Genomic DNA, 21,999 nt, shown 5'->3' on the forward strand with positions numbered 1-21,999 from the left:
CCCGTTCCGGGGCCCGGCCGGCGACGAAAGAACGGCTAGAAAAGGGCGCTCGCCAGGGCCTGCCGGGCCGCCGTCACCCGCGGGTCGTCGGACCCGATGACCTCGAACAGCTCCAGGAGCCGGACCCGTACCGCGTCCCGGTCCTCACCGGCCGTACGGCGCACGGTGTCGACGAGCCGCGCGAAGGCGTCCGTCACATGACCGCCCACCAGGTCCAGGTCGGCGGCGGCGATCTGCGCGGCCACGTCGGCCGGGTTGTCGGCCGCGTTCTTGCGCACCTGCTGCGGGTCCACGCCCTGCACCCGCGAGAGCAGTTCGGCCTGGGCGAGCCCCAGCTTGGCCTCCGGGTGACCGGGGTCGTCGGCGAGCACGTTCTTGTACGCCTGGACGGCGCCGGCCAGGTCGCCCGCGTCGAGCGCGGACATGGCCGCCTCCAGGAGGGCGTCGTACGGGCCGGCCACCGGCGCGGCGGCCTCGCTCCCGGCGCCCGTCGCGTCCGGGTCCACCTGGATGCCGGTGAGACCGAAGCGCTCCTCGGCGACCTGGACCAGCTGGTCGAGGGTCTGGCGGATCTGCGCCTCGGGGGCCGCACCCTGGAAGAGCGGCAGCGCCTGGCCGGCGACCACCGCGAAAACGGCCGGAATTCCCTGGACACCGAACTGCTGCATCAGCATCTGGTTGGCATCGACGTCGATCTTGGCGAGCAGGATGCGGCCGCCGTACTCGACGGTGAGCCGCTCCAGAAGGGGGCTGAGCTGCTTGCAGGGCTCGCACCACTCGGCCCAGAAGTCGATGACGACCGGGACCTCGGCGGACCGCTGGAGCACATCGCGCTCGAAGCCGGCCTCGTCGACGTCGATCACCAGGGCGGAGGGGGCGACGGCGGCCGTGCCGCCGTGCCGGGCGGCCTCGGCGCGCGCCGCCTCGGCCTTCGCCTTGGCCTCGCCGGCCGCCTTCACCGCGGCGAGGTCGACGACGCCGCTCATGGACATGTTTCGGGGCTGCATGGCTCTATCCTCCCCCCTCCGCGCGCGTAACCGGAAAGCCATGGCTGAACCGCGCCGTCCGGGGCGGGACGGTGCGGTTCGCTGTGCTGTGCTGCTGTACTGCTGTGCTGTGCGGGTGTCGCGCCGGGTCCCCACCCGGCGCGGTGGTTGTCGCTCGGGCCGATCAAGCCGGGGAACCCCTCGGGGTCCCGGGTCGGTCATGCCTTTCGCTACGGGTCGTAGCGTAATGGCGGAGGCGGCGCCGCGGGGCGGGGACCATGGTGAACTGCCTCACATCACCAGCCCCTGACGCAAACCCTACTGACGGGTATGGTCGCGTCCATGTGTAGCCGCACGCGCCCCCGAAGCCGAACCGGACGCCCGCGCTCCGCGGAGGCCGACACGGCCATCCTGGAGGCGACCCGGGCGGCCCTCGTGGAACTCGGCTGGTCCAAGCTCTCCATGGGCGACGTCGCGACCCGGGCCGGCGTCGCCAAGACCACGCTCTACCGCCGCTGGGCCAACAAGAACGAACTCGTCGTGGACGCCGTCGCCGTCCTGTTCGACGAACTCGAACTGCCCGATCTGGGTTCCCTGCGCGCCGACATCGAAAACGTCGTGCTCCAGTTCGCCGCGCTCCTCGAACGCCCCGAGGCCAGGACCGCCCTGATGGCCGTGGTCGCCGAGTCCACCCGCGACGAGCCGCTGCGCGAGCGCATCCGCATCTCGATCGTCGAGCGCCAGAAGCGCCTGGTCCTGGAGGGCCGCCAGCGCGCCCAGGAACGCGGCGAACTCCCCGCCGAACGCGACCCGGAGAAGATCGCGGCCGGCGACGACCTGATCTTCGACGTGGTGGCCGGCGCGGTCGTCCACCGCGCCCTGGTGAGCGCCGAACCGGTCGACCAGGCCTGGGTGCGGCGCCTGTCCGCGCTGCTGATCGGCGGCCTGGCCGCGGTGGACGAGTCCCGGTAGTACGCGTACGAGTACGACGAGTGAGGGGCGGTACGGGAACTCCCGTACCGCCCCTCACTCGTCAACGCGTGTCAGAAACCGGCCGGCTCCGTGTACACGCCCCACTCGTCGCGGAGCACGTCGCAGATCTCGCCGAGGGTGGCCTCCGCCCGTACGGCGTCGAGCATCGGCGGGATCATGTTGTTGCCGTCCCGGGCCGCCGCCAGCATCGCGTCGAGCGAGGCGCGCACCTTGGCCTCGTCCCGCTTGCCCTTGCGGTCGCCGAGCACCCGGACCTGCTCCCACTCGACCTCGTGGCTGACCCGCAGGATCTCCAGGTCGCCGGTGACCGAGCCGTGGTGCACGTTGACGCCGACGACGCGCTTCTCGCCCTTCTCCAGGGACTGCTGGTAGCGGAACGCGGACTCGGCGATCTCGCCGGTGAACCAGCCGTCCTCGATGCCGCGCAGGATGCCCGAGGTGATCGGCCCGATCGGGTGCTTGCCGTCCGGGTGGGCGCGCAGTCCGCGCTCCTTGATCTGCTCGAAGATCTTCTCGGCGTCGGCCTCGATCCGGTCGGTGAGCTGCTCGACGTACCAGGCACCGCCCAGCGGGTCGGCCACGTTGGCGACGCCGGTCTCCTCCATCAGCACCTGCTGCGTGCGCAGGGCGATCTCGGCGGCCTGCTCGCTGGGGAGCGCGAGGGTCTCGTCGAGGGCGTTGGTGTGCAGCGAGTTGGTGCCGCCGAGGACCGCCGCGAGCGCCTCGACCGCGGTGCGCACCACGTTGTTGTACGGCTGCTGCGCGGTGAGCGAGACACCGGCGGTCTGGGTGTGGAAGCGGAGCCACTGCGCCTTGTCGGTCTTGGCGCCGTAGACCTCCTTCATCCAGCGGGCCCAGATCCGGCGCGCGGCGCGGAACTTGGCGATCTCCTCGAAGAAGTCGACGTGCGCGTCGAAGAAGAAGGAGAGACCGGGCGCGAAGACGTCCACGTCGAGCCCGCGGGACAGGCCGAGCTCCACGTAGCCGAAGCCGTCGGCGAGGGTGTACGCGAGCTCCTGCGCGGCCGTCGCACCGGCCTCGCGGATGTGGTAGCCGGAGACCGAGAGCGGCTTGTACGCGGGGATGTTCGCCGCGCAGTGCTCCATGAGGTCGCCGATCAGGCGCAGGTGCGGCTCCGGCGGGAAGAGCCACTCCTTCTGCGCGATGTACTCCTTGAAGATGTCGGTCTGGAGGGTGCCGTTGAGCACGCCCGGGTCGATGCCCTGGCGCTCGGCGGCGACCAGGTACATGCAGAAGACCGGGACGGCGGGGCCCGAGATCGTCATCGAGGTGGTGACGTCGCCGAGTGGGATGTCCTTGAACAGGACCTCCATGTCGGCGGCGGAGTCGATGGCGACACCGCAGTGCCCGACCTCGCCGAGCGAGCGCGGGTCGTCGGAGTCGCGGCCCATCAGGGTGGGCATGTCGAAGGCCACCGAGAGCCCGCCGCCGCCGGCGGCCAGGATCATCTTGTAGCGCTCGTTGGTCTGCTCGGCGTTGCCGAAGCCGGCGAACTGGCGGATGGTCCAGGTGCGCCCCCGGTACCCGGTCGGGTGCAGACCGCGGGTGAAGGGGTACTCGCCGGGCCAGCCGATGCGCTCGAACCCTTCGTAGGCGTCGCCCGGCCGGGGCCCGTAGACCGGGTCGACCTGGTCCCCGGAGAGCGTGGAGAAGTCGGCGTCGCGCTTGCGGGCCTTGTCGTAACGGGCCTGCCAGCGACGGCGGCCTTCCTCGATCGCGTCAGCGTCCATGCTTCGAATTTACTAGGACGTCCTAGTAAATGTCGATGGCAGCGCCCCGCACATATGTGCGGGGCGTACCCGGGGCGTCGGGGGTCAGGCGTTGGCCGGGGCCGGCTGCGCGCCGCTGACCAGCGGAAGCGTCTCGCGGACGACCTTGCGCTCGACGAAGAAGGCGGCGGTCGGAATCGTGCCGGAGACGAGCACCCAGACGAGCTTGCCGAACGGCCACTTGGCCTTGGAGCCCAGGTCGAAGGCGAAGATCAAGTACACGATGTAGAGGACGCCGTGGATCTGGGAGACCACGAGGGTCAGGTCCTCACCGACGCCGAAGCCGTACTTGGCGACCATGCACGCGCACAGGATGAGCAGCATGACGGCGGTCACATAGGCCATGACGCGGTAGCGGGTCAGCACGCTGGATTTCATGGCATCGAGCGTAACCGCCCGTTCGGGGCGATCTTCGCGCGGGTCGGAGCGGTTCGGAGCGGGGTCGGGGGCCGAGTCAGGACTCGTCGAAGTCGTGCGCCGCGACCCGCAGCGGCCGCAGCATCGCGAAGATCTCGCCGCACTCCTCGGCGTCGTACGCGCCGAGCCCGAAGTCCATCTCCATCAGGTCCCGGGTGGCGGCCTCGACCACCTCGCGGCCCTTCTCGGTGATCGAGGCGAGCGTGCCGCGCCCGTCGTTCGGGTTGGGCCGCTTGGCCACCAGGCCGGACTTCACCAGGCGGTCCACCGTGTTCGTCACGGACGTGGGGTGGACCATGAGCCGCTCGCCGATCTTCGACATCGGCAGCTCGCCGGCCTTGGAGAAGGTGAGCAGGACCAGCGCCTCGTAACGGGCGAAGGTCAGCCCGTACGGCTTGACCACGGCGTCCACCTCGCCGAGGAGGATCTGGTGGGCGCGCATGATCGAGGTGATCGCGGCCATCGAGGGCACCGGGCCCCAGCGCTTCTGCCAGAGTTCGTCGGCACGGGCGATGGGGTCGAACGGGAGACTGAGCGGCTTCGGCACGCGTCGACCTTACCCACTGGTCATATGGCGGTCAGCCGCGTCTCGCCTTTCGGTCGCACGGACCTCCAGGACCAGCAGCACGAGGAGGACGGTCCCCAGGGCACCCGCCCCGGCGACGACCGAGTGCACCGGGGCGAACTCGGCGGCGACGCCCGCGCCCGCCATGCCCACGCCCTGCGCGGTCATCATGCCCGCGGTCATCAGCGTCATCGCCCGTCCCCGTCGCTCGTCCGGCACGGCGGCGACGAACCAGGCGTCGAGCCCGAGGGTGTACGCACCGGTCGCGCCGGCCGCGAAGAGCGCGAGCGCGGCGAGGGCGACGCCGGGCGTGAGCGCGTACAGCAGGAACGGCAGCAGGCCGGTCACGACGAGCGGGAGCACGATCCGCGCGCGGACGGCGGCGCTCAGGGCGGAGCCGGCGAGCAGCTCGCCGGTGACGGTGCCGACCGGCATCGCGCACATGAGCAGGCCGAGGGCGGCGGTGGAGACGCCGATCTCGTCGGCGTAGGGCGCGGCGAGGGCCTCGGGCACGACGGCGAACAGCGGCGGCACCCAGAACATGAGCATGAGGGCGCGGATGCGGCGGTCGCGGAGGACGGTCCAGGTGGCGCCGAACCCTTCGCGTTCGCCGTCGGCGGCGGCGGCGCGGGCGGGGCGGCGGGCGGTGCCGAAGCGGAGCAGCAGGGCGGAGGCGAGGAAGGTGGCGGTGGTGATGACGAGGGCGCCGCGTGGCGGGACGACGGTGAGCAGCACGCCGCCGACGGCGAAGCCGGTGAGCAGGGCGCTCTGCGAGAGGATCCGCAGGAGCGACCGGCCCAGGACGAACAGATCGCCCTCGCCGAGGATGTCGGCGAGAGTGGCCATCCGGGCGCCCTGGAACACGGGCGAGACGACGGCGATGGCGCAGCGGAGCGCGAGCAGCCCGGCGACGGGGGTGGCGGGCGCGACCATGAGCGCGACGCAGCCCGCGCAGACGAGGTCGCAGAGGACGAGGATCCGGCGCGGCGGGACCCGGTCGGCGGCCCCGGCGAGGAGGGTGCCGCCGAGGAGGTAGGGCAGGAAGCCGAGGGCGAAGGTGAGGGAGGAGAGGAGCGGGGAGCGGGTCAGGTCGTAGACGAGCACGGTGAGCGCCAGCTCGCTGACGACGATGCCGAGCAGCGAGAACAGGTGCGCGGCGAACACGAACCGGAACTCCCGCACGCCGAAGACGGCCCGGTAGCCGGGCGAGGACGCCGCCTCGCGCGCGCCGCCCTCCTGCCCGGCCCGCCCGCCGTCCGCCGCCCGCACGCCGACGGACGCGTGCCCCGCGCCAGGGGCCGGGGTAGGGCTCGGGGTCGGGCCAGGGACCGCGCCGGAGGCCAGACCAGGGGCCGACGCCGCGCCGGGGGCAGGGGTCGGGGCAGGGGCCGGGGTCGGGGCACTCGCAGGCCCCGCAGGCGCAGGCCCCGCGGCCGGGGCGGGCGCAGGGTTCGCAGGCGCAGGGGCGGGCGCGGTGGCGCGCGGCCGGGTGTCGTTCGTGGGCATGCATCGCAGGGTGCGGCCCGCGAGTGCCACGGCCCTAGACTTTCGGCTCCAGCCGAATGTCCGCCGTACGCCGACGCAACGGGAGGCCGAGTGCCCTACCACCTGCACTTCGGCGAGGCCGATCCGCTGCGCATCCGGTTCGCGATCTCGCCGCTGTGGGAGACCCAGGGCGCGGTGCGGGTGCTCACCCGGCCTCGGCAGCAGGGCTACCACCTGCCGTGGCTGCGGCGGATCGCCGAGGCCGCGCGCGGGGTGGACCTCGCGCCGCTGCACCTGCTGATGCCGGAGCGGGGGCACAACCCGGACTTCCTCTATCCCCCGCCGATCGGGCCCGCCGCCACGTTCGAGGAGGAGATCGCGGCCGTGCGCGAGACCGATCCGGCGGTCGCCGCGGACGACTTCGCGCGGGCGCTCGCCGAGACGCCGGGCGCGGCGGACACGCCGGCCGGGCGGCGGATGCTGACCGATCCGGCCGGTGCCGTGCGCTGGCTCGCCGACCTGGTCGAACAGGCCTGGGAGGCACTGGTGGCGCCCGAGTGGCCGCGGCTGCGGGCGCTGCTCGAAGCGGATGTGGCGTACCACTCGCGGCGGCTCGCCGACGGCGGCCTGGAGCGGCTGCTCGGCGAGCTGCACCCGGCGTTCGCCTGGTCGGAGGAGACCGCGACGCTCACCGTGGAGTACCGCGGGGAGCATGTCCGCGCCCTGGACGGCCAGGGTCTGGTCCTGCTGCCGTCGGCGTTCGTCTGGCCGGACGTGGTGAGCGGGTTCGACCCTCCGTGGCAGCCGACCGTCGTGTATCCGGCGCGCGGGATCGGCGGGCTGTGGACCGAGGCCCGCGAGCGCACCCCGGACGCCCTGGCCCGGCTGCTCGGCCGGGCGCGGGCGGACGTGCTGTGCGCGCTCGACGAGCCGGCCGGCACCTCGGCGCTCGCGCACCGCCTGGGGCTCGCGCCCTCCTCCGTATCGGCGCATCTCTCGGTGCTGCGGGCGGCCGGGCTGCTCACCTCACGCCGGTACGGGCACCAGGTGCTCTACGAGCGGACGCCGCTGGGGATCGCGCTCGCGGTGCCGCAGCCGGAGACAGACTGACGTCGAGCCTGCCGACAGGACGGGAGATCGTCCGAGTGAGGGGTTCTCAGATACCGCGCTCCTCCACGCGCGACGAGTCACGGGCGGCGGGCCGGGGAGCCGAACCGACCTCCCGTCCGAAGCCCTCGACGAAAGCGGTGAGCAGCCGGGCGAACTCCACCCGGTCGGCGGCCGGCCAGTCCGCCATCGCGCGGGCGAAGACCTGCTCGCGGAGACGGTGGGTGCGGTCGAGCCGGTCCCGGCCCTCGGACGTGAGGGCGAGCAGCGTGCGGCGGGCGTCGGTGGGGTCGGGGGCACGGGTCAGCCAGCCCTCATCGGCGGCGCGGAGCACCAGCCGGCTGGCCCGGGGCTGGTCCACGCCGAGCGCGGCGGCGACGTCCATGACCGAGCAGGCCCCGTCACGCTCCTCGACGGCGTCGAGGACGCCGAAGAGGGTGGGGTCGACGGGCCGGTCCTCGCCGTCGGGCGGGGCGAGGCGGCCGAGGGAACGGCGGGTCTGGCTGCGGCGGACGGCCACCATGGCGCGCTCGACGGCGGTGAGCGCATCCTGTTCGCTGTCGGTCATGCATGCTAGATTACAACTGTTGTCAAACTACATGGACCTCATGAGATCGAGGTGCTCACACCGTGGAAGACGTCCGCACCCAGCGCCCGCTCGGCTACTGGCTCAAGCACATCGACGGCGCGATCGACAGCGCCATGGCCCGCCTGTTCGCCGCGGAGGGCCTGACCCGCCGCGACTGGCAGGTCCTGAACACCGTCTCGCACGGCCCGGTCCCGCTCCCCGACCTCGACACGGCCCTCGCCCCCTTCCTCTCCCCCGCCGATCCGACCGTACGGCCCCGGGTCGACGCCCTGACCGCGCGCGGCTGGGCCTCACTCACCCCCGACGGCACGGTGACCCTCACCGCGGAGGGCCGCGCGGCCCACGGCCGCGTCTCGACCCAGGTCGGGACCCTCCGCGCCCAGGTCACCGCGTGCCTGTCCCCCGAGGAGTTCGGCACGCTGATGACCCTGCTGCGGAGGGTCGGGGAGCACCTGGACACGGTGGCCGCCGAAACCGTCTGAACGCGCGGGTTCAGACGAGGGCGGCGACAAGCAGGGTGAAGGCGGCGACGATGACGGCGACGCGGACGTAGTGGTAGCGGTCCCAGCGGTTCATCTGCTCCTTCCAGTCGGCGGGCCGGTTCTCGGGAGTCCACGTCTTGCCCCGGTTGTTGATCGGGACGAGCAGCAGGAGCGACATGACCACGCTCAGGATCAGCAGTCCGGCGGCGGTCACGACGAGGCCGGTGCCGGGGCGGTCCCATCCGGCGACGGCCCAGACGGCGGCGAGGACGAGCGAGCCGATGTACCAGAAGGGCATCAGGGCGCCGAGCATCCGGCCCCCGTGACTCCGGGCGAGCTGGTCGCTGTCCTCGGGGAGCGCGCTGAAGATCCGGTTCATGACGAAGGCGACGGAGAATTCCACCCCCACCATCAGGCCGACGACCACGGTGGTGAACACCTCGAGTGCGTTGAGCATGACGACCCCTCCAGGGATTGGCGCTAGCACTGCTAGCCGATGAGGCAACGCTAGTACTGCTGCCGCTCGATTGTCTAGCGGTGCTAGCATCGAGTCATGTCGGTACAGGAACGCAAGCAGCGCGAACGGGCGGACCGCGAGCGCCTCATCGTGGCCACGGCCCGCGAACTCGCCGAGCAGCAGGGCTGGGACGCGGTCACCACCCGCCGGCTCGCCGAGCGGATCGAATACAGCCAGCCCGTCCTCTACAGCCACTTCCGCGGCAAGCGCGAGATCATCGGCGCCGTCGCCCTCCAGGGTGCCGCCGAGCTGGCCGTCGCGTTGCGGGCCGCGACCTCCGCCGTCGACGACCCGCGCACCCGGGTCACCGCCCTCGCCCACGCCTACCTCGACTTCGCGGAGCGCAACCCGGCGGTCTACGACGCCCTGTTCCAGCTCGACGGCGGCCTGCCGTACGCGCAGGAGGACACCCCCGAGCCGCTGAAGGACGCCTTCGCCGCTCTCCTGGAGACCCTCGGCGACGTCACCGGGGACGGCGTCCACCCGGGAGTCTTCACCGAGACCTTCTGGGCCGCCCTGCACGGCCTCGTCACCCTGACCCGCGCACGACGCCTCCCGCCGGAGTACACCGAACTCAGGGTGCGGCTCCTGGTGGACCGGCTCGCCGTCGTCTGACGCGCACGACGAAGGGCGGCCCCCGACGATCGTCGCCGGGGGCCGCCCTCGTACCCGTACAGCCGAAAGGGGGCGTCAGGCGCCCAGGTACCGCTCCACCGTCTCGACCTTCTTCGTCAGACCGTCCGTCACCCCGGGGCGGATGTCCGCCTTCAGGACGACCGACACGCGCGGGGCGCGCGCCTCCACCGCGGCGACGGCCCGCTTCACGACGTCCATCACCTCGTCCCAGTCACCTTCGATCGAGGTGAACATGGCGTCGGTACGGTTCGGCAGGCCCGACTCGCGCACGACCCGCACCGCGTCGGCGACGTACTCGCCGACGTCCTCCCCCACGCCGAGCGGCGTCACCGAGAACGCGACGATCATGCGTTGACCACGCCCTCTCGGCGCGCACGCGAGGCGATGACCGCCGCCTCCGCCTCGCGCTTCAGCCGGCGCTCGGCGACGAAGCCGCCGAAGGGGAGGACGGAGAGGACGAAGTAGAGGGCCGCCGTGCCGAAGGACCACTTGGTGCGGTTCCAGGCGTCGAGCCAGAAGAGCACGTACAGGATGAAGAGAACGCCGTGGATCATGCCCATGACCGGCACCGCGTCGAAGTCCGTCGTCCGCTTCAGCACCGAGCAGACCAGGAGGAGCAGGAACGAGACGGCCTCCGGCGCGGAGACGAGCCGGAGTCGGTGCAGGGAAGATGCGGTCTTGATGTCCACGGCAGGAGGTCACCTTCGGTCGGTCGGTCGATCTTGTGAACGGATGCACAAGGGCCGTCCCATTGTGCCTGGGGACTTTGCTAGCCCTTTGTCCGGGGGGCCAGTACCTTCCCTCCGTGGCAACCTTTCGACTCCAGGGCAGCAAAGTGCTCGCCGTGACCATGACGGGCGACGCCGTGAAGGCGAAGAACGGCTCCATGGTCGCGTACGACGGGCAGATGGCCTTCAAGAAGATGACCGGCGGCGGTGAGGGCCTGCGCGGCATGGTCACCCGCCGGCTGACGGGTGAGCAGATGACGGTGATGGAGGTCCGCGGACAGGGGACCTGCTGGTTCGCCGACCGCGCCTCCGAGATCAACCTCGTGCAGCTGCACGGCGACAAGCTGTGGGTCGAGGCGAGCAATCTGCTCTGCACCGACGCGGGGCTGCGCACCGGCACCACGTTCACGGGGCTGCGCGGCGGCGCGACGGGCAACGGCCTGTTCACCACGACCGTCGAGGGCACCGGCCAGGCGGCGATCATGTCCGACGGGCCGGCGGTGGTGCTCCGGGTGAGCCCGCAGTACCCGCTGTCGGTCGACCCGGGCGCGTACATCGCCCATCAGGGCAACCTCCAGCAGAGCTTCCAGTCCGGTGTGACCTTCCGCACCTTCCTGGGCGAGGGCGGCGGCGAGGCGTTCCAGATCCGCTTCGAAGGTGACGGACTCGTGTACGTGCAGCCGTCCGAGCGGAACACGATCGGGGGCGACGTCTGATGCCGTTCCGTGAGATCAACTCGAAGATGATCGAGGCCACGGTCATCCCCGGGCAGCGGCTCTTCAGCCAGCGTGGCGCGATGCTGGCGTACCGCGGTGACGTCACTTTCACGCCGAACATCACCGGCGGCCAGGGCGGTCTGATGTCGATGATCGGGCGCCGGGTGGCGGGCGAGGCGACGCCGCTGATGACCGTGGAGGGCAACGGCACGGTCATGTTCGGGCACGGCGGGCACCACATCCAGGTGATCGCGCTGACCGGCGACACGCTCTACGTGGAGGCCGACCGGCTGCTCGCCTTCGACGGCACCCTGGAGCAGGGCACGATGTTCATGGGCTCGCAGGGCGGGGTGATGGGCATGGTGCGCGGTCAGGTGACCGGGCAGGGCCTGTTCACGACCACACTCAAGGGGCACGGCTCGGTGGCCGTGATGGCGCACGGCGGCGTGATCGAGCTGCCGATCTCGCCGGGCCGTCCGGTGCACGTCGACCCGCAGGCGTACGTGGCGCACCACGGTGACGTGCGCAACCAGCTGTCGGCCGCGCTCGGCTGGCGGGACATGGTGGGCCGGGGCTCGGGCGAGGCGTTCCAGCTGGAGCTGAGCGGCAGTGGCGCGGTGTACGTCCAGGCGTCGGAGGAGAAGCTGTGAGCACCCCTGTGGTCTACGACCCCATGTCCCTGCCGTCGGACGACAACGTCAATCCGTACACCTTCTGTGTGGAGCTCAAGGGCTCCCAGTGGTTCCTGCAGAAGGGCAAGATGATCGCCTATTACGGGCGGATCGACTTCAACGGGATCGGGCACGGCCGGCTGGACCGGCTGGTGCGGACCTCCTTCCACTCGCCGCTGCACGCGAGCGACTGGGTGGTGGCGGAGGGCAGCGGCAAGATGCTGCTCGCGGACCGGGCCTTCGACGTGAACTCGTACGACCTGGACGAGGGCAACCTGACCATCCGTTCGGGAAATCTGCTCGCGTACCAGCCGTCGCTCGCGCTGAAGCAGTCGATCGTGCCGGGCTTCCTGACGCTGATCGGTACGGGGAAGTTCGTGGCGGCCTCGAACGGTCCCGTGGTGTTCATGGAGCCGCCGCTGCGGGTGGATCCGCAGGCGCTGGTGGGCTGGGCCGACTGTCCCTCGCCCTGTCATCACTACGACCACGGCTACATGACCGGGGTGATGGGCGGGGTACGGGCCCTGACCGGGATCGGGGGCACCTCGGGCGAGGAGCACCAGTTCGAGTTCGTCGGCGCGGGTACGGTGCTGCTGCAGTCCACGGAGCTGCTGATGGCGGAGCGGGCGATCGGCCAGCCGGGGGCGGCGCAGCCGGGTGTGCCGGGCGCCGGACCGGGGGTTCCGGGAGCGCATGGATCCGGCCAGGGGGCGCTCGGTCAGGTACCGCGTCTTCCCGGACAGCTCGGGGACCTGCAGCGTCGCTTCGGTCTGTGAGCGGTAGTCTGCGGAGAGTGACGTGTCGAACACACTCCCGCGCACACTTCCAGAACTCGTCAAGTATTCAACTTCTTTAGGTAGAATCCATATATGGAGACCGAGACGGCCACCCCCTGGCTCACCGACGCCGAGCAGTGCGCCTGGCGCACCTATCTGGACGTCAACAGAATGCTGACGTATCAGCTGGAGAAGGACCTCCAGCCCTTCGGGCTGACCATGAACGACTACGAGATCCTCGTGAACCTCTCGGAGTCGGCGGAGCGGCGGCTGCGCATGAGCGACCTGGCCACCGCCACCCTCCAGTCCAAGAGCCGGCTCTCCCACCAGATCACCCGGATGGAGAACGCCGGGCTCGTGCGCCGCGAGAACTGCGAGTCCGACCGGCGAGGGCTCTACGCGGTGCTGACCGACGAGGGCATGGCGACCATGCACAAGGTCGCCCCGCACCATGTCGAGTCGGTGCGCAGGCACTTCATCGACCAGATCGGCCCGGAGGCGCTCGGCGACCTCCACGATTCGCTGAAGCCGGTCGCGGAGCAGCTGCGCGGGCGCCGCGGCAAGCCGTAAGGCCCCGGCGGAAGGCCTCGGTGGAAGGCCCCGGCGGAAGTGGCCCCGCGGCTTCGTACGGCGACGCGTCACGCTCGTACGGGGAAGGGCCCGGCACCTGTCTCCAGGTGCCGGGCCCTTCCCCGTACGTACCGCCGCTCACTGGCCCGTCAGGCTCGCGATCAGCTCGTCGGAGGCCGCGTACGGGTCGAGCTCGCCGGCCGTGATGCGCTCGGCGAGCGCGTCGAGCCGGCGGTCGCCGCTCAGGTCGCCGATCCGCTCCCGCAGGGCCGTGACGGCGATCGTCTCGACCTCGCGGGCCGCCCGGGCCCTGCGCCGCTCCGCCAGGACGCCGTGCTCCTCCATCCAGGCGCGGTGCTTCTCCAGGGCCTCCACGACCTCGTCCACGCCCTCGCCTCGGGCCGCGACCGTCTTCACGATCGGCGGCCGCCAGTCGCCCGGCGCCCGCGCCTCGCCGAGGCCCAGCATGTGGTTGAGCTCCCGCGCGGTGGCGTCGGCGCCGTCCCGGTCGGCCTTGTTGACCACGTACACGTCGCCGATCTCCAGGATGCCCGCCTTCGCGGCCTGGATGCCGTCGCCCATGCCCGGCGCGAGCAGCACGACCGAGGTGTCGGCCTGGGAGGCGATCTCCACCTCGGACTGGCCGACGCCCACGGTCTCCACCAGGATCACGTCGCAGCCGGCCGCGTCCAGGACGCGGATGGCCTGCGGGGCGGACCAGGCGAGACCGCCGAGGTGCCCGCGGGTGGCCATGGAGCGGATGTAGACGCCCGGGTCGGAGGCGTGCTCCGACATCCGCACCCGGTCGCCGAGCAGTGCCCCGCCGCTGAACGGCGAGGACGGGTCGACGGCGAGCACGCCGACCCGCTTGCCCGCCCGGCGGTACGCGGCGACGAGCGCCGAGGTCGAGGTCGACTTGCCGACACCGGGCGAACCGGTCAGGCCCACCACATAGGCGTTGCCGGTCAGCGGGGCCAGCGCCGCCATCACCTCGCGCAGCTGCGGGGACGCCCCCTCCACGAGCGAGATCAGCCGGGCCACGGCCCGCGGCCGGCCCTCCCGTGCCTGGTCGACCAGTGTGGGGACGTCCACCATCGTGCAGCTGCTCCTTGCGTACGTGCCTGGGTGGCTGGATGCCTGGGTGGCTTGTGACCGGGCTTGTGACTCCCGGTCCGGGAGGTTACTTGCCCGGGACCTTGACGATCAGGGCGTCGCCCTGGCCGCCGCCGCCGCACAGGGCCGCCGCGCCCACGCCGCCGCCGCGCCGCTTCAGCTCCAGGGCCAGGTGCAGCACCACACGGGCGCCGGACATGCCGAGCGGGTGGCCGAGCGCGATGGCGCCGCCGTTGACGTTCACCTTTTCGGAGGTGACGCCCAGGTCCTTCATCGACTGGTGAGCGACGGCGGCGAAGGCCTCGTTGATCTCGATCAGGTCGAGGTCGGAGACCTCCAGGCCCTCCTTCTTGAGGGCGTGAAGGATCGCGTTGGACGGCTGCGACTGGAGCGAGTTGTCCGGGCCGGCCACGTTGCCGTGGGCGCCGATCTCGGCGATCCACTCCAGGCCGAGCTCCTGCGCCTTGGCCTTGCTCATCACGACCACGGCGGCGGCGCCGTCGGAGATCTGCGAGGCGGTGCCGGCGGTGATGGTGCCGTCCTTGGCGAAGGCCGGGCGCAGCTTGCCCAGGGACTCGACGGTGGTCTCGCCGCGGATGCCCTCGTCCTGCGAGAAGACGACCGGCTCGCCCTTGCGCTGCGGGATCTCGACCGGGGTGATCTCGGCCTCGAAGATGCCGTTCTTCTGGGCGGCGGCGGCGCGCTGGTGCGAGAGCGCGGCGATCTCGTCCTGGACGTCGCGCGGGATGCCGAGGCGGGCGTTGTGCTTCTCGGTGGACTCGCCCATCGCGATGCCGTCGAACGGGTCGGTGAGACCGTCGTGCGCCATCGTGTCGAGCATCTCGATCGCGCCGTACTTGAAGCCCTCGCGGGACTTCTGCAGCGCGTGCGGGGCGTTCGTCATCGACTCCTGGCCGCCTGCCACGATGATGTCGAACTCGCCGGCGCGGATCAGCTGGTCGGCCAGCGCGATGGCGTCCATGCCCGACAGACACACCTTGTTCACGGTGAGCGCGGGGACGTTCATCGGGATGCCGCCCTTGACGGCGGCCTGGCGGGCGGGGATCTGCCCGGCGCCCGCCTGGAGCACCTGGCCCATGATCACGTACTGCACCTGGTCGCCGCCGATGCCGGCCCGGTCCAGGGCGGCCTTGATGGCGAAGCCGCCGAGGTCGGCGCCCGAGAAGGACTTGAGGGAGCCGAGCAGACGGCCCATGGGCGTGCGGGCGCCCGCGACGATCACAGAGGTGGTACCGGTCGTTCCAGACATGAGGCGCAGCCCCTTGGGATGAGGAGTGAACGAGGGTTTACGTTCAATGTACTGAGCCGTGGCGCGCCGGGTCACCGGCCTGCCGGTGTGACGGCGCGCACGTTGCGTAACCATCGGGTCGGCGCTGCACTGGAGGCATGCTGACGCGTATCGACCACATCGGGATCGCCTGCTTCGACCTCGACAAGACGGTGGAGTTCTACCGGGCGACCTACGGCTTCCAGGTCTTCCACGAGGAGGTCAACGAGGAGCAGGGCGTCCGCGAGGCCATGCTCAAGATCAACGAGACCTCGGACGGCGGGGCCTCCTACCTCCAGCTCCTTGAGCCCACCCGCGAGGACTCCGCGGTGGGCAAGTGGCTGGCGAAGAACGGCGAGGGTGTGCACCACATCGCCTTCGGCACCGCCGATGTCGACGGGGACTCCGAGGCCATCCGGAACAAGGGCGTCCGAGTGCTCTACGACCAGCCGCGGATCGGCTCCATGGGCTCGCGCATCACCTTCCTCCACCCCAAGGACTGCCACGGCGTCCTGACGGAACTGGTCACTTCGGCAGAGCCGTCCGCTGACCACTCCTCAGCGGAGCACTGACCTCCGGATTCCCGGCCCGGTAGAGTGGGCCACTCCGGGCCGGGGCCGGTCGGGACCGCCGGCGTGCGGTGCCGTAGTCGGGATGTCGGGGTCGTCCGATCTGTCACGATTCCCCGGGGGAACCGTTCTGTCCGGTGAACGGTGCTCGTCGGAATGTCGCGGGCAGGGCTGGGGTCTCCCTGCTCGCAAGGCTCGGGGAAGGATGGACCGCGCAGTGCGGGGCTACGAACGCCAGGAGAGCCACCGAGCTGAAGACGACCATCTTTCGCGGTTCGAAGCCGAGATGGAGCGGCTGAAGAAGGAGCGAGAGAAGGCCGTCCAGCACGCCGAGGACCTCGGGTACCAGGTCGAGGTGTTGCGCGCCAAGCTCCACGAGGCGCGCCGCACCATCGCGTCCCGGCCCGCGTACGACAGCGCGGACATCGGCTACCAGGCCGAACAACTGCTGCGCAACGCGCAGATGCAGGCCGAACAGCTGCGCCAGGACGCCGAGCGCGAGCTGCGCGAGGCCCGCGCCCAGACGCAGCGCATCCTCCAGGAGCACGCCGAGCAGCAGGCCCGGCTCCAGGCCGAACTGCACACCGAGGCCGTGCAGCGCCGCCAGCAGCTCGACCAGGAGCTGAGCGAGCGCCGGCAGACCGTCGAGTCGCACGTCAACGAGAACGTGGCATGGGCCGAGCAGCTGCGCGCCCGCACCGAGTCCCAGGCCCGCCGCCTCCTGGAGGAGTCCCGCGCCGAGGCCGAGCAGGCGCTCGCCGCGGCCCGCGCCGAGGCCACCCGGATCGCCGAGGAGACCCGCCGCCGCTCCGGCACCGAGGCGGAGACCGCACGGGCCGAGGCCGAAGCGATTCTGCTGCGCGCCCGCAAGGACGCAGAGCGGCTGCTCACCGCCGCCTCCAGCCAGGCCGAGGAGGCCACCAGCCACGCCGAGCGGCTGCGTTCGAGCACCACCGCCGAGACCGACCAGGCCCGCCGCGAGGCCGCCGAGCTCTCCCGTACCGCCGAAGTGCGCGTCCAGGAGGCCGAGCTGAAGCTGCGCGAGGCCCGGGTGGAGGCCGAGCGCACCCTCGCCGAGGCCAAGGACGCCGCGGCCAAGCAGCTCGCGGGCGCCGAGTCCGTCAACGAGCAGCGCACCCGTACCGCCAAGGCCGAGATCGCGCGTCTGGTCGGCGAGGCCACCAAGGAGGCCGAGGCCCTCAAGCAGCAGGCCGAGGAGCAGCTGCGCGAGGCCACCGCCGCCTCCGAGAAGCTGGTCTCGGAGGCGTCCGAGAAGGCCCGTACGCTCGCCGCCGAGGACTCCGCCGCCGCGCTCGCCAAGGCCGCCCGCAGCGCCGAGGAGATCCTCACCAAGGCGTCCGCGGACGCCCAGGAGACCACCCGCAAGGCCGCCGAGGAGGCCGAGCGGATCCGCCGCGAGGCCGAGACCGAGGCCGACCGGCTGCGTTCGCAGGCCGAGGAGCAGGCCGACGAGCTGCTCGGCTCGGCGAAGGACGACACCAAGGAGTACCGCGCCAAGACGGTCGAGCTGCAGGAGGAGGCCCGCCGGCTGCGCGGCGAGGCCGAGCAGCTGCGCGCCGAGGCGATCGCCGAGGGCGAGCGGATCCGCGGCGAGGCCCGGCGCGAGGCCGTGGGCCAGATCGAGGAGGCGGCGAAGACCGCCGAGGGGCTGCTCACCAAGGCCCGTACGGACGCCGACGAACTGCGCGGCAGCGCGAGCGCCGAGAGCGAGCGGGTGCGCGCCGAGGCCATGGAGCGGGCGCAGACCCTGCGCACCCAGGCCGAGGAGACCCTGGAGCGCACCCGGGCCGAGGCCGAGCGGCTGCGCGCCGAGGCCGAGGAGCAGGCCGACGCGGTGAAGGCGACGGCCGACCGGGAGGCGGCCGAGACGCGCGAGGAGGCGGCCCGGGCGGCCGCGGCGCGGCGGGCGGAGGCGGCCGACGAGCTGACCCGGCTGCACACCGAGGCCGAGACCAGGCTGGCCTCGGCCGGCCAGGAGCTGACCGACGCGCGCGCCGAGGGCGCGCGGCTGCGGCGCGAGGCCGGCGAGGAGAGCGAGCGGCTGCGCGCCGAGGCCGCGGAGCGGATCCGTACCCTCCAGGAGCAGGCCGGCACGGAGGCCGAGCGGCTGCGCGCCGAGGCCGCCGCCGACGCGTCGGCCACCCGCGGCGAGGCGGAGGCCGCGGCCGGCGCCCTGCGCGCGGAGGCCGACGCCGAGGCCGAGCGGCTGAAGTCGGAGGCCCAGGAGACCGCGGACCGGGTGCGCGCGGAGGCCGCGGCCGCCGCCGAGCGGGTAGCGGCCGAGGCCGCGGAGGCGCTCGGCGCCGCCCAGGAGGAGGCCAACCGGCGGCGCCGGGAGGCCGAGGAGACGCTGGAGTCGGCGCGCGGCGAGGCCGGCCGGGAGCGCGAGCTCGCCCGCGAGCAGAGCGAGGAGCTGCTCGCCTCGGCCCGTAAGCGGGTCGAGGAGGCGCAGACCGAGGCGCAGCGCCTGGTGTCGGAGGCGGACACCCGCGCGACCGAGATGGTGTCGGCCGCCGAGACCACCGCGCAGGAGGTACGGGACTCGGTCTCGGGCCTGCGCGAGACGGCCGAGGAGGAGATCACCGGGCTGCGCAGCGCCGCCGAGCACGCGGCCGAGCGCACCCGTACCGAGGCGCAGGAGGAGGCGGACCGGGTCCGCGCCGACGCGTACGAGGAGCGGGAGCGGGCCACCGAGGACGCCAACCGGGTCCGCGAGCGCGCCCAGGAGGAGACGGAGGCGGCGAAGTCGCTGGCCGAGCGGACCGTCGCGGACGCCCTCGCCGAGGCGGAGAGGCTCCGTACGGACGCCGTCACCGAGACGGACAGGCTCCGCGCCGACACCGCCGCCGAGACGGACAAGCTCCGCGCGGACACCGTCACCGAGACGGACAAGCTCCGCGCGGACACCGCCGAGTACGCGCAGCGGGTACGGACCGAGGTCACCGACGCGCTGGCCTCGGCCGACCAGGACGCGGCCCGCACCCGGGCGGACGCCCGCGAGGACGCCAACCGGATCCGGTCCGAGGCGGCCGCGCAGGCGGAGACGGTCGTGGGCGAGGCCCGCGACGAGGCCGAGCGGATCGGCGAGGAGGCGGCGCGTGTCCTCGACGAGGCACGCGAGGCCGCGGACAAGCGCCGTTCGGACGCCGCCGAGCAGGCCGACGCCCTCATCGGCGAGGCGAGCGCGGAGGCCGAGCGGATCGCCGCGGAGGCGGAGCAGCTCCTGGCGGAGGCCGAGCAGGTCAAGGCCGACGGCGTAGCCGAGGCCGAGGCCCTGCGGGCAGCCGCCCGCGCCGACGGCGAACAGGTCCTCGACGAAGCCCGCAAGGCCGCCGACAAGCGCCGCACCGACGCCGCCGAACAGGCCGACACCCTCATCGGCGAAGCCAGTGCGGAAGCGGACCGGATGGCCACCGAGGCGGAGCAGCTGCTCGCGGAGGCCGAGCAGGTCAAGGCCGAGGGCGAGGCCGAGGCCGAGGCCCTGCGGGCAGCCGCCCGCGCCGACGGCGAACAGGTCCTCGACGAAGCCCGCAAGGCCGCCGACAAGCGCCGCACCGACGCCGCCGAACAGGCCGACACCCTCATCGGCGAAGCGAGCGCGGAGGCCGAGCGGATCGCCACCGAGGCGGCGGAGCTGCTCGAGTCGGCCGAGCAGGAAGCGGAGCGGATCCGTACCGAGTCCGAGCAGGTCAAGGTGGACGGCGAGGCGCACGCGCAGGCGCTGCGCAGTGCCGCGCTCGCGGACGCCGACCGGATCCTGGACGAGGCCCGCAAGGCCGCGGACAAGCGCAGGGCGGACGCCGCCGCGCAGGCGGACACGCTCATCGGCGAGGCCCGTACGGAGGCGGAGCGGATCGGCGAGGAGGCGGCGCGCGTCCTCGACGAGGCGCGCGAGGCCGCCGACCAGCGGCGCGCGGAAGCGGCCGAGCAGGCGGACACCCTGGTCGGCGAGGCGACGGCGGAGGCCGAGCGGATCGCCGCGGAGGCGGTACGGGTGCAGGCGGACGCCGAGGCGGCGGCCGAGGAGATGCGTTCCGAGGCGCGTGCCGAGGCGGACCGTACGCTCGACGAGGCCCGCGAGGCGGGCGCGAAGAAGCGCGCGGACGCCGCCGAGCAGGCCGACCAGCTCGTCGCCAAGGCCCAGGAGGAGGCGCTGCGCGCCACCACCGAGGCCGAGGAGCAGGCGGACACCATGGTCGGCGCGGCCCGCAAGGAGGCCGAGCGGATCGTCGCCGAGGCGACCATCGAGGGCAACTCGCTGGTGGAGAAGGCCCGCACGGACGCGGACGAGCTCCTGGTCGGCGCGCGCAGCGACGCGACCGCCATAAGGGAGCGGGCGGAGGAGCTGCGCGGCCGGATCGAGGGCGAGATCGAGGAGCTGCACGAGCGGGCGCGGCGCGAGACCACCGAGCAGATGAAGACCGCCGGCGAGCGCGTCGACAAGCTGGTGAAGGCCGCCGAGGAACAGCGCGCGGAGGCCGACGAGAAGGCGAAGCGGCTGGTCTCGGAGGCGACTTCGGAGGCGAGCAAGGTCCGTATCGCCGCCGTGAAGAAGGCGGAGTCCCTGCTCAAGGAGGCCGAGCAGAAGAAGGCCTCGCTGGTCGCGGAGGCGGAGCGGATCAGGGCCGAGGCCGAGCGCGAGGCCGAGAAGACCGTCTCGGACGGCAAGCGCGAGCTCGATGTCCTGGTGCGCCGGCGCGAGAACATCAATGCCGAGATCTCCCGTGTCCAGGACGTCCTGGAGGCGTTGGAATCTTTCGAGACTCCGTCATCGGGCGGTAAGTCCGACGGCGGTCGGGACGGGGCCAAGGCGGGCGCGTCGGCGGGGTCCACTCGATCGGGGGGCAAGTCCTCCGACGGCTAGCCACTCAAAAGGCTGGACATTCTCCAGAGCAAACGGGCATACGCTCGATGACACGCCGCTTCGAGCCCTAGGATTCCCTCTAACACCTCACCGGTCTCATTCGACAGGAACCCCATGAGCGACACATCCTCCCCCTTCGGCTTCGAGCTCGTGCGGCGTGGTTACGACCGCGGTCAGGTGGACGACCGCATTACCAAGCTCGTCGCCGACCGTGACAGTGCTCTGGCACGGATCACCTCTCTGGAAAAGCGCATCGAGGAGCTGCACCTCGAGACGCAGAACGCCCAGGCCCAGGTCACCGACGCCGAGCCGTCGTACGCCGGTCTCGGCGCCCGCGTCGAGAAGATCCTCCGGCTCGCCGAGGAGGAGGCGAAGGACCTGCGCGAGGAGGCCCGCCGCGCCGCCGAGCAGCACCGTGAGCTCGCCGAGTCCGCCGCCCAGCAGGTCCGCAACGACGCCGAGTCGTTCGCGGCCGAGCGCAAGGCGAAGGCCGAGGACGAGGGCGTCCGGATCGTCGAGAAGGCCCAGGGCGAGGCCAACTCGCTGCGTGCCGAGGCGCAGAAGGACGCGCAGTCGAAGCGCGAGGAGGCGGACGCCCTCTTCGAGGAGACCCGCGCCAAGGCCGCCCAGGCCGCCGCGGACTTCGAGACCAACCTGGCCAAGCGCCGCGAGCAGTCGGAGCGCGACCTGGCCTCGCGTCAGGCGAAGGCCGAGAAGCGCCTCGCGGAGATCGAGCACCGCGCCGAGCAGCTGCGCTTGGAGGCCGAGAAGCTGCGGACGGACGCCGAGCGCCGGGCCCGCCAGACGGTGGAGACCGCGCAGCGCCAGGCCGAGGACATCGTGGCCGACGCCAATGCCAAGGCCGACCGCATCCGCTCGGAATCGGAGCGCGAGCTGGCGGCGCTGACGAACCGCCGCGACTCGATCAACGCGCAGCTGACCAACGTCCGCGAGATGCTGGCCACGCTGACCGGTGCCGCGGTGGCGGCGGCCGGCTCCCCGATCGACGACGAGCGCACCGCGGGCGTCCCGGCGCAGCAGTCCCGGTAAGTCCCGCAGGCCCGGCAGGGCCCGCAGGCGCGGCCTTCCCCCGTGGTCGCCGCATCGGGCACAACG

General features: G+C 72.3%; 22 protein-coding genes. 11 read left to right on the top strand and 11 right to left on the bottom strand.

Annotated elements, in window-relative coordinates; genetic code table 11:
• Positions 1 to 35 precede the first annotated feature (35 nt).
• Positions 36 to 1,007, bottom strand: coding sequence for a tetratricopeptide repeat protein (locus tag AB0C73_RS03370; protein ID WP_362523992.1), 972 nt, complete (start codon positions 1,005 to 1,007; stop codon positions 36 to 38).
• Positions 1,008 to 1,328: 321 nt separating this feature from the next.
• Here AB0C73_RS03370 and AB0C73_RS03375 point away from each other — a divergent pair, with 321 nt between their 5' ends.
• The gene (locus AB0C73_RS03375) at positions 1,329 to 1,958 is read left to right on the top strand and encodes a TetR/AcrR family transcriptional regulator (protein ID WP_362523994.1); all 630 of its coding nucleotides are present in this window, start codon (positions 1,329 to 1,331) and stop codon (positions 1,956 to 1,958) included.
• A gap of 71 nt (positions 1,959 to 2,029) precedes the next feature.
• Here AB0C73_RS03375 and AB0C73_RS03380 read toward each other — a convergent pair whose 3' ends face one another.
• From AB0C73_RS03380 to AB0C73_RS03395, 4 genes are all read right to left on the bottom strand, one after another.
• Complete coding sequence (locus tag AB0C73_RS03380; protein ID WP_362523996.1) at positions 2,030 to 3,730, bottom strand: methylmalonyl-CoA mutase family protein; 1,701 nt, start codon at positions 3,728 to 3,730, stop codon at positions 2,030 to 2,032.
• A gap of 84 nt (positions 3,731 to 3,814) precedes the next feature.
• Positions 3,815 to 4,147 carry a DUF3817 domain-containing protein gene (locus tag AB0C73_RS03385; protein WP_362523997.1) on the bottom strand — a complete coding sequence of 111 codons (333 nt, stop codon included), beginning with the start codon at positions 4,145 to 4,147 and terminating at the stop codon, positions 3,815 to 3,817.
• Positions 4,148 to 4,223: 76 nt separating this feature from the next.
• Positions 4,224 to 4,733, bottom strand: coding sequence for a MarR family transcriptional regulator (locus AB0C73_RS03390; RefSeq protein WP_362523999.1), 510 nt, complete (start codon positions 4,731 to 4,733; stop codon positions 4,224 to 4,226).
• Positions 4,734 to 4,742: 9 nt separating this feature from the next.
• Positions 4,743 to 6,257, bottom strand: coding sequence for an MFS transporter (locus AB0C73_RS03395; protein ID WP_362524001.1), 1,515 nt, complete (start codon positions 6,255 to 6,257; stop codon positions 4,743 to 4,745).
• A gap of 90 nt (positions 6,258 to 6,347) precedes the next feature.
• Between AB0C73_RS03395 and AB0C73_RS03400 the strand changes: the two genes are divergently transcribed.
• Positions 6,348 to 7,346 carry a DUF5937 family protein gene (locus AB0C73_RS03400; RefSeq protein WP_362524003.1) on the top strand — a complete coding sequence of 333 codons (999 nt, stop codon included), beginning with the start codon at positions 6,348 to 6,350 and terminating at the stop codon, positions 7,344 to 7,346.
• Positions 7,347 to 7,392: 46 nt separating this feature from the next.
• Here the strand turns inward: AB0C73_RS03400 and AB0C73_RS03405 are convergent, their stop codons facing one another.
• A complete protein-coding gene (locus tag AB0C73_RS03405; protein WP_362524005.1) occupies positions 7,393 to 7,911 on the bottom strand; it encodes a MarR family winged helix-turn-helix transcriptional regulator in 519 nt (172 codons plus the stop codon).
• Positions 7,912 to 7,973: 62 nt separating this feature from the next.
• On the opposite strand from AB0C73_RS03405, the gene AB0C73_RS03410 reads away from it, so the two are divergent.
• Positions 7,974 to 8,414, top strand: a complete 441-nt coding sequence (locus AB0C73_RS03410; RefSeq protein WP_362524007.1) for a hypothetical protein — start codon at positions 7,974 to 7,976, stop codon at positions 8,412 to 8,414.
• Between the two features lie 10 nt (positions 8,415 to 8,424).
• Here the strand turns inward: AB0C73_RS03410 and AB0C73_RS03415 are convergent, their stop codons facing one another.
• Positions 8,425 to 8,871, bottom strand: a complete 447-nt coding sequence (locus AB0C73_RS03415; RefSeq protein ID WP_362524009.1) for a DUF1772 domain-containing protein — start codon at positions 8,869 to 8,871, stop codon at positions 8,425 to 8,427.
• Between the two features lie 96 nt (positions 8,872 to 8,967).
• On the opposite strand from AB0C73_RS03415, the gene AB0C73_RS03420 reads away from it, so the two are divergent.
• The gene (locus AB0C73_RS03420) at positions 8,968 to 9,546 is read left to right on the top strand and encodes a TetR/AcrR family transcriptional regulator (protein ID WP_362524011.1); all 579 of its coding nucleotides are present in this window, start codon (positions 8,968 to 8,970) and stop codon (positions 9,544 to 9,546) included.
• A gap of 75 nt (positions 9,547 to 9,621) precedes the next feature.
• Here the strand turns inward: AB0C73_RS03420 and AB0C73_RS03425 are convergent, their stop codons facing one another.
• Together AB0C73_RS03425 and AB0C73_RS03430 are read right to left on the bottom strand one after the other, a co-directional pair.
• The gene (locus AB0C73_RS03425) at positions 9,622 to 9,915 is read right to left on the bottom strand and encodes an MTH1187 family thiamine-binding protein (RefSeq protein WP_362524013.1); all 294 of its coding nucleotides are present in this window, start codon (positions 9,913 to 9,915) and stop codon (positions 9,622 to 9,624) included.
• Entirely contained in the window at positions 9,912 to 10,256 is a 345-nt protein-coding gene (locus AB0C73_RS03430) for a DUF3817 domain-containing protein (protein ID WP_362524015.1), read from the bottom strand. The genes AB0C73_RS03425 and AB0C73_RS03430 overlap by 4 nt, the downstream gene beginning before the upstream one ends.
• 116 nt (positions 10,257 to 10,372) lie before the next feature.
• On the opposite strand from AB0C73_RS03430, the gene AB0C73_RS03435 reads away from it, so the two are divergent.
• From AB0C73_RS03435 to AB0C73_RS03450, 4 genes are all read left to right on the top strand, one after another.
• Positions 10,373 to 11,011 carry an AIM24 family protein gene (locus tag AB0C73_RS03435; protein ID WP_362524016.1) on the top strand — a complete coding sequence of 213 codons (639 nt, stop codon included), beginning with the start codon at positions 10,373 to 10,375 and terminating at the stop codon, positions 11,009 to 11,011.
• Entirely contained in the window at positions 11,011 to 11,661 is a 651-nt protein-coding gene (locus AB0C73_RS03440; protein ID WP_362524018.1) for an AIM24 family protein, read from the top strand. The genes AB0C73_RS03435 and AB0C73_RS03440 overlap by 1 nt, the downstream gene beginning before the upstream one ends.
• Entirely contained in the window at positions 11,658 to 12,458 is an 801-nt protein-coding gene (locus AB0C73_RS03445; RefSeq protein WP_362524020.1) for an AIM24 family protein, read from the top strand. The genes AB0C73_RS03440 and AB0C73_RS03445 overlap by 4 nt, the downstream gene beginning before the upstream one ends.
• A gap of 93 nt (positions 12,459 to 12,551) precedes the next feature.
• The gene (locus AB0C73_RS03450) at positions 12,552 to 13,028 is read left to right on the top strand and encodes a MarR family transcriptional regulator (RefSeq protein WP_362524022.1); all 477 of its coding nucleotides are present in this window, start codon (positions 12,552 to 12,554) and stop codon (positions 13,026 to 13,028) included.
• Positions 13,029 to 13,166: 138 nt separating this feature from the next.
• Here the strand turns inward: AB0C73_RS03450 and meaB are convergent, their stop codons facing one another.
• Together meaB and AB0C73_RS03460 are read right to left on the bottom strand one after the other, a co-directional pair.
• Positions 13,167 to 14,123, bottom strand: a complete 957-nt coding sequence (meaB, locus tag AB0C73_RS03455; protein WP_362524024.1) for a methylmalonyl Co-A mutase-associated GTPase MeaB — start codon at positions 14,121 to 14,123, stop codon at positions 13,167 to 13,169.
• 85 nt (positions 14,124 to 14,208) lie between these two features.
• On the bottom strand, positions 14,209 to 15,411 hold the full coding sequence (locus AB0C73_RS03460; protein WP_362524026.1) for an acetyl-CoA C-acetyltransferase: 1,203 nt from the start codon (positions 15,409 to 15,411) through the stop codon (positions 14,209 to 14,211).
• A 137-nt stretch (positions 15,412 to 15,548) separates the two neighbouring features.
• On the opposite strand from AB0C73_RS03460, the gene mce reads away from it, so the two are divergent.
• The 3 genes from mce (at position 15,549) to AB0C73_RS03475 (ending at position 21,933) form a co-directional block, all read left to right on the top strand.
• Complete coding sequence (gene mce, locus AB0C73_RS03465) at positions 15,549 to 16,001, top strand: methylmalonyl-CoA epimerase (RefSeq protein ID WP_362524028.1); 453 nt, start codon at positions 15,549 to 15,551, stop codon at positions 15,999 to 16,001.
• Between the two features lie 202 nt (positions 16,002 to 16,203).
• Complete coding sequence (scy, locus tag AB0C73_RS03470; protein WP_362524030.1) at positions 16,204 to 20,883, top strand: polarized growth protein Scy; 4,680 nt, start codon at positions 16,204 to 16,206, stop codon at positions 20,881 to 20,883.
• A 114-nt stretch (positions 20,884 to 20,997) separates the two neighbouring features.
• Positions 20,998 to 21,933, top strand: coding sequence for a cellulose-binding protein (locus tag AB0C73_RS03475; protein ID WP_362524032.1), 936 nt, complete (start codon positions 20,998 to 21,000; stop codon positions 21,931 to 21,933).
• Positions 21,934 to 21,999: the final 66 nt, after the last annotated feature.

It is taken from the genome of Streptomyces sp. NPDC048623 (assembly GCF_040650755.1).
Classification (GTDB): Bacteria; Actinomycetota; Actinomycetes; order Streptomycetales; family Streptomycetaceae; genus Streptomyces.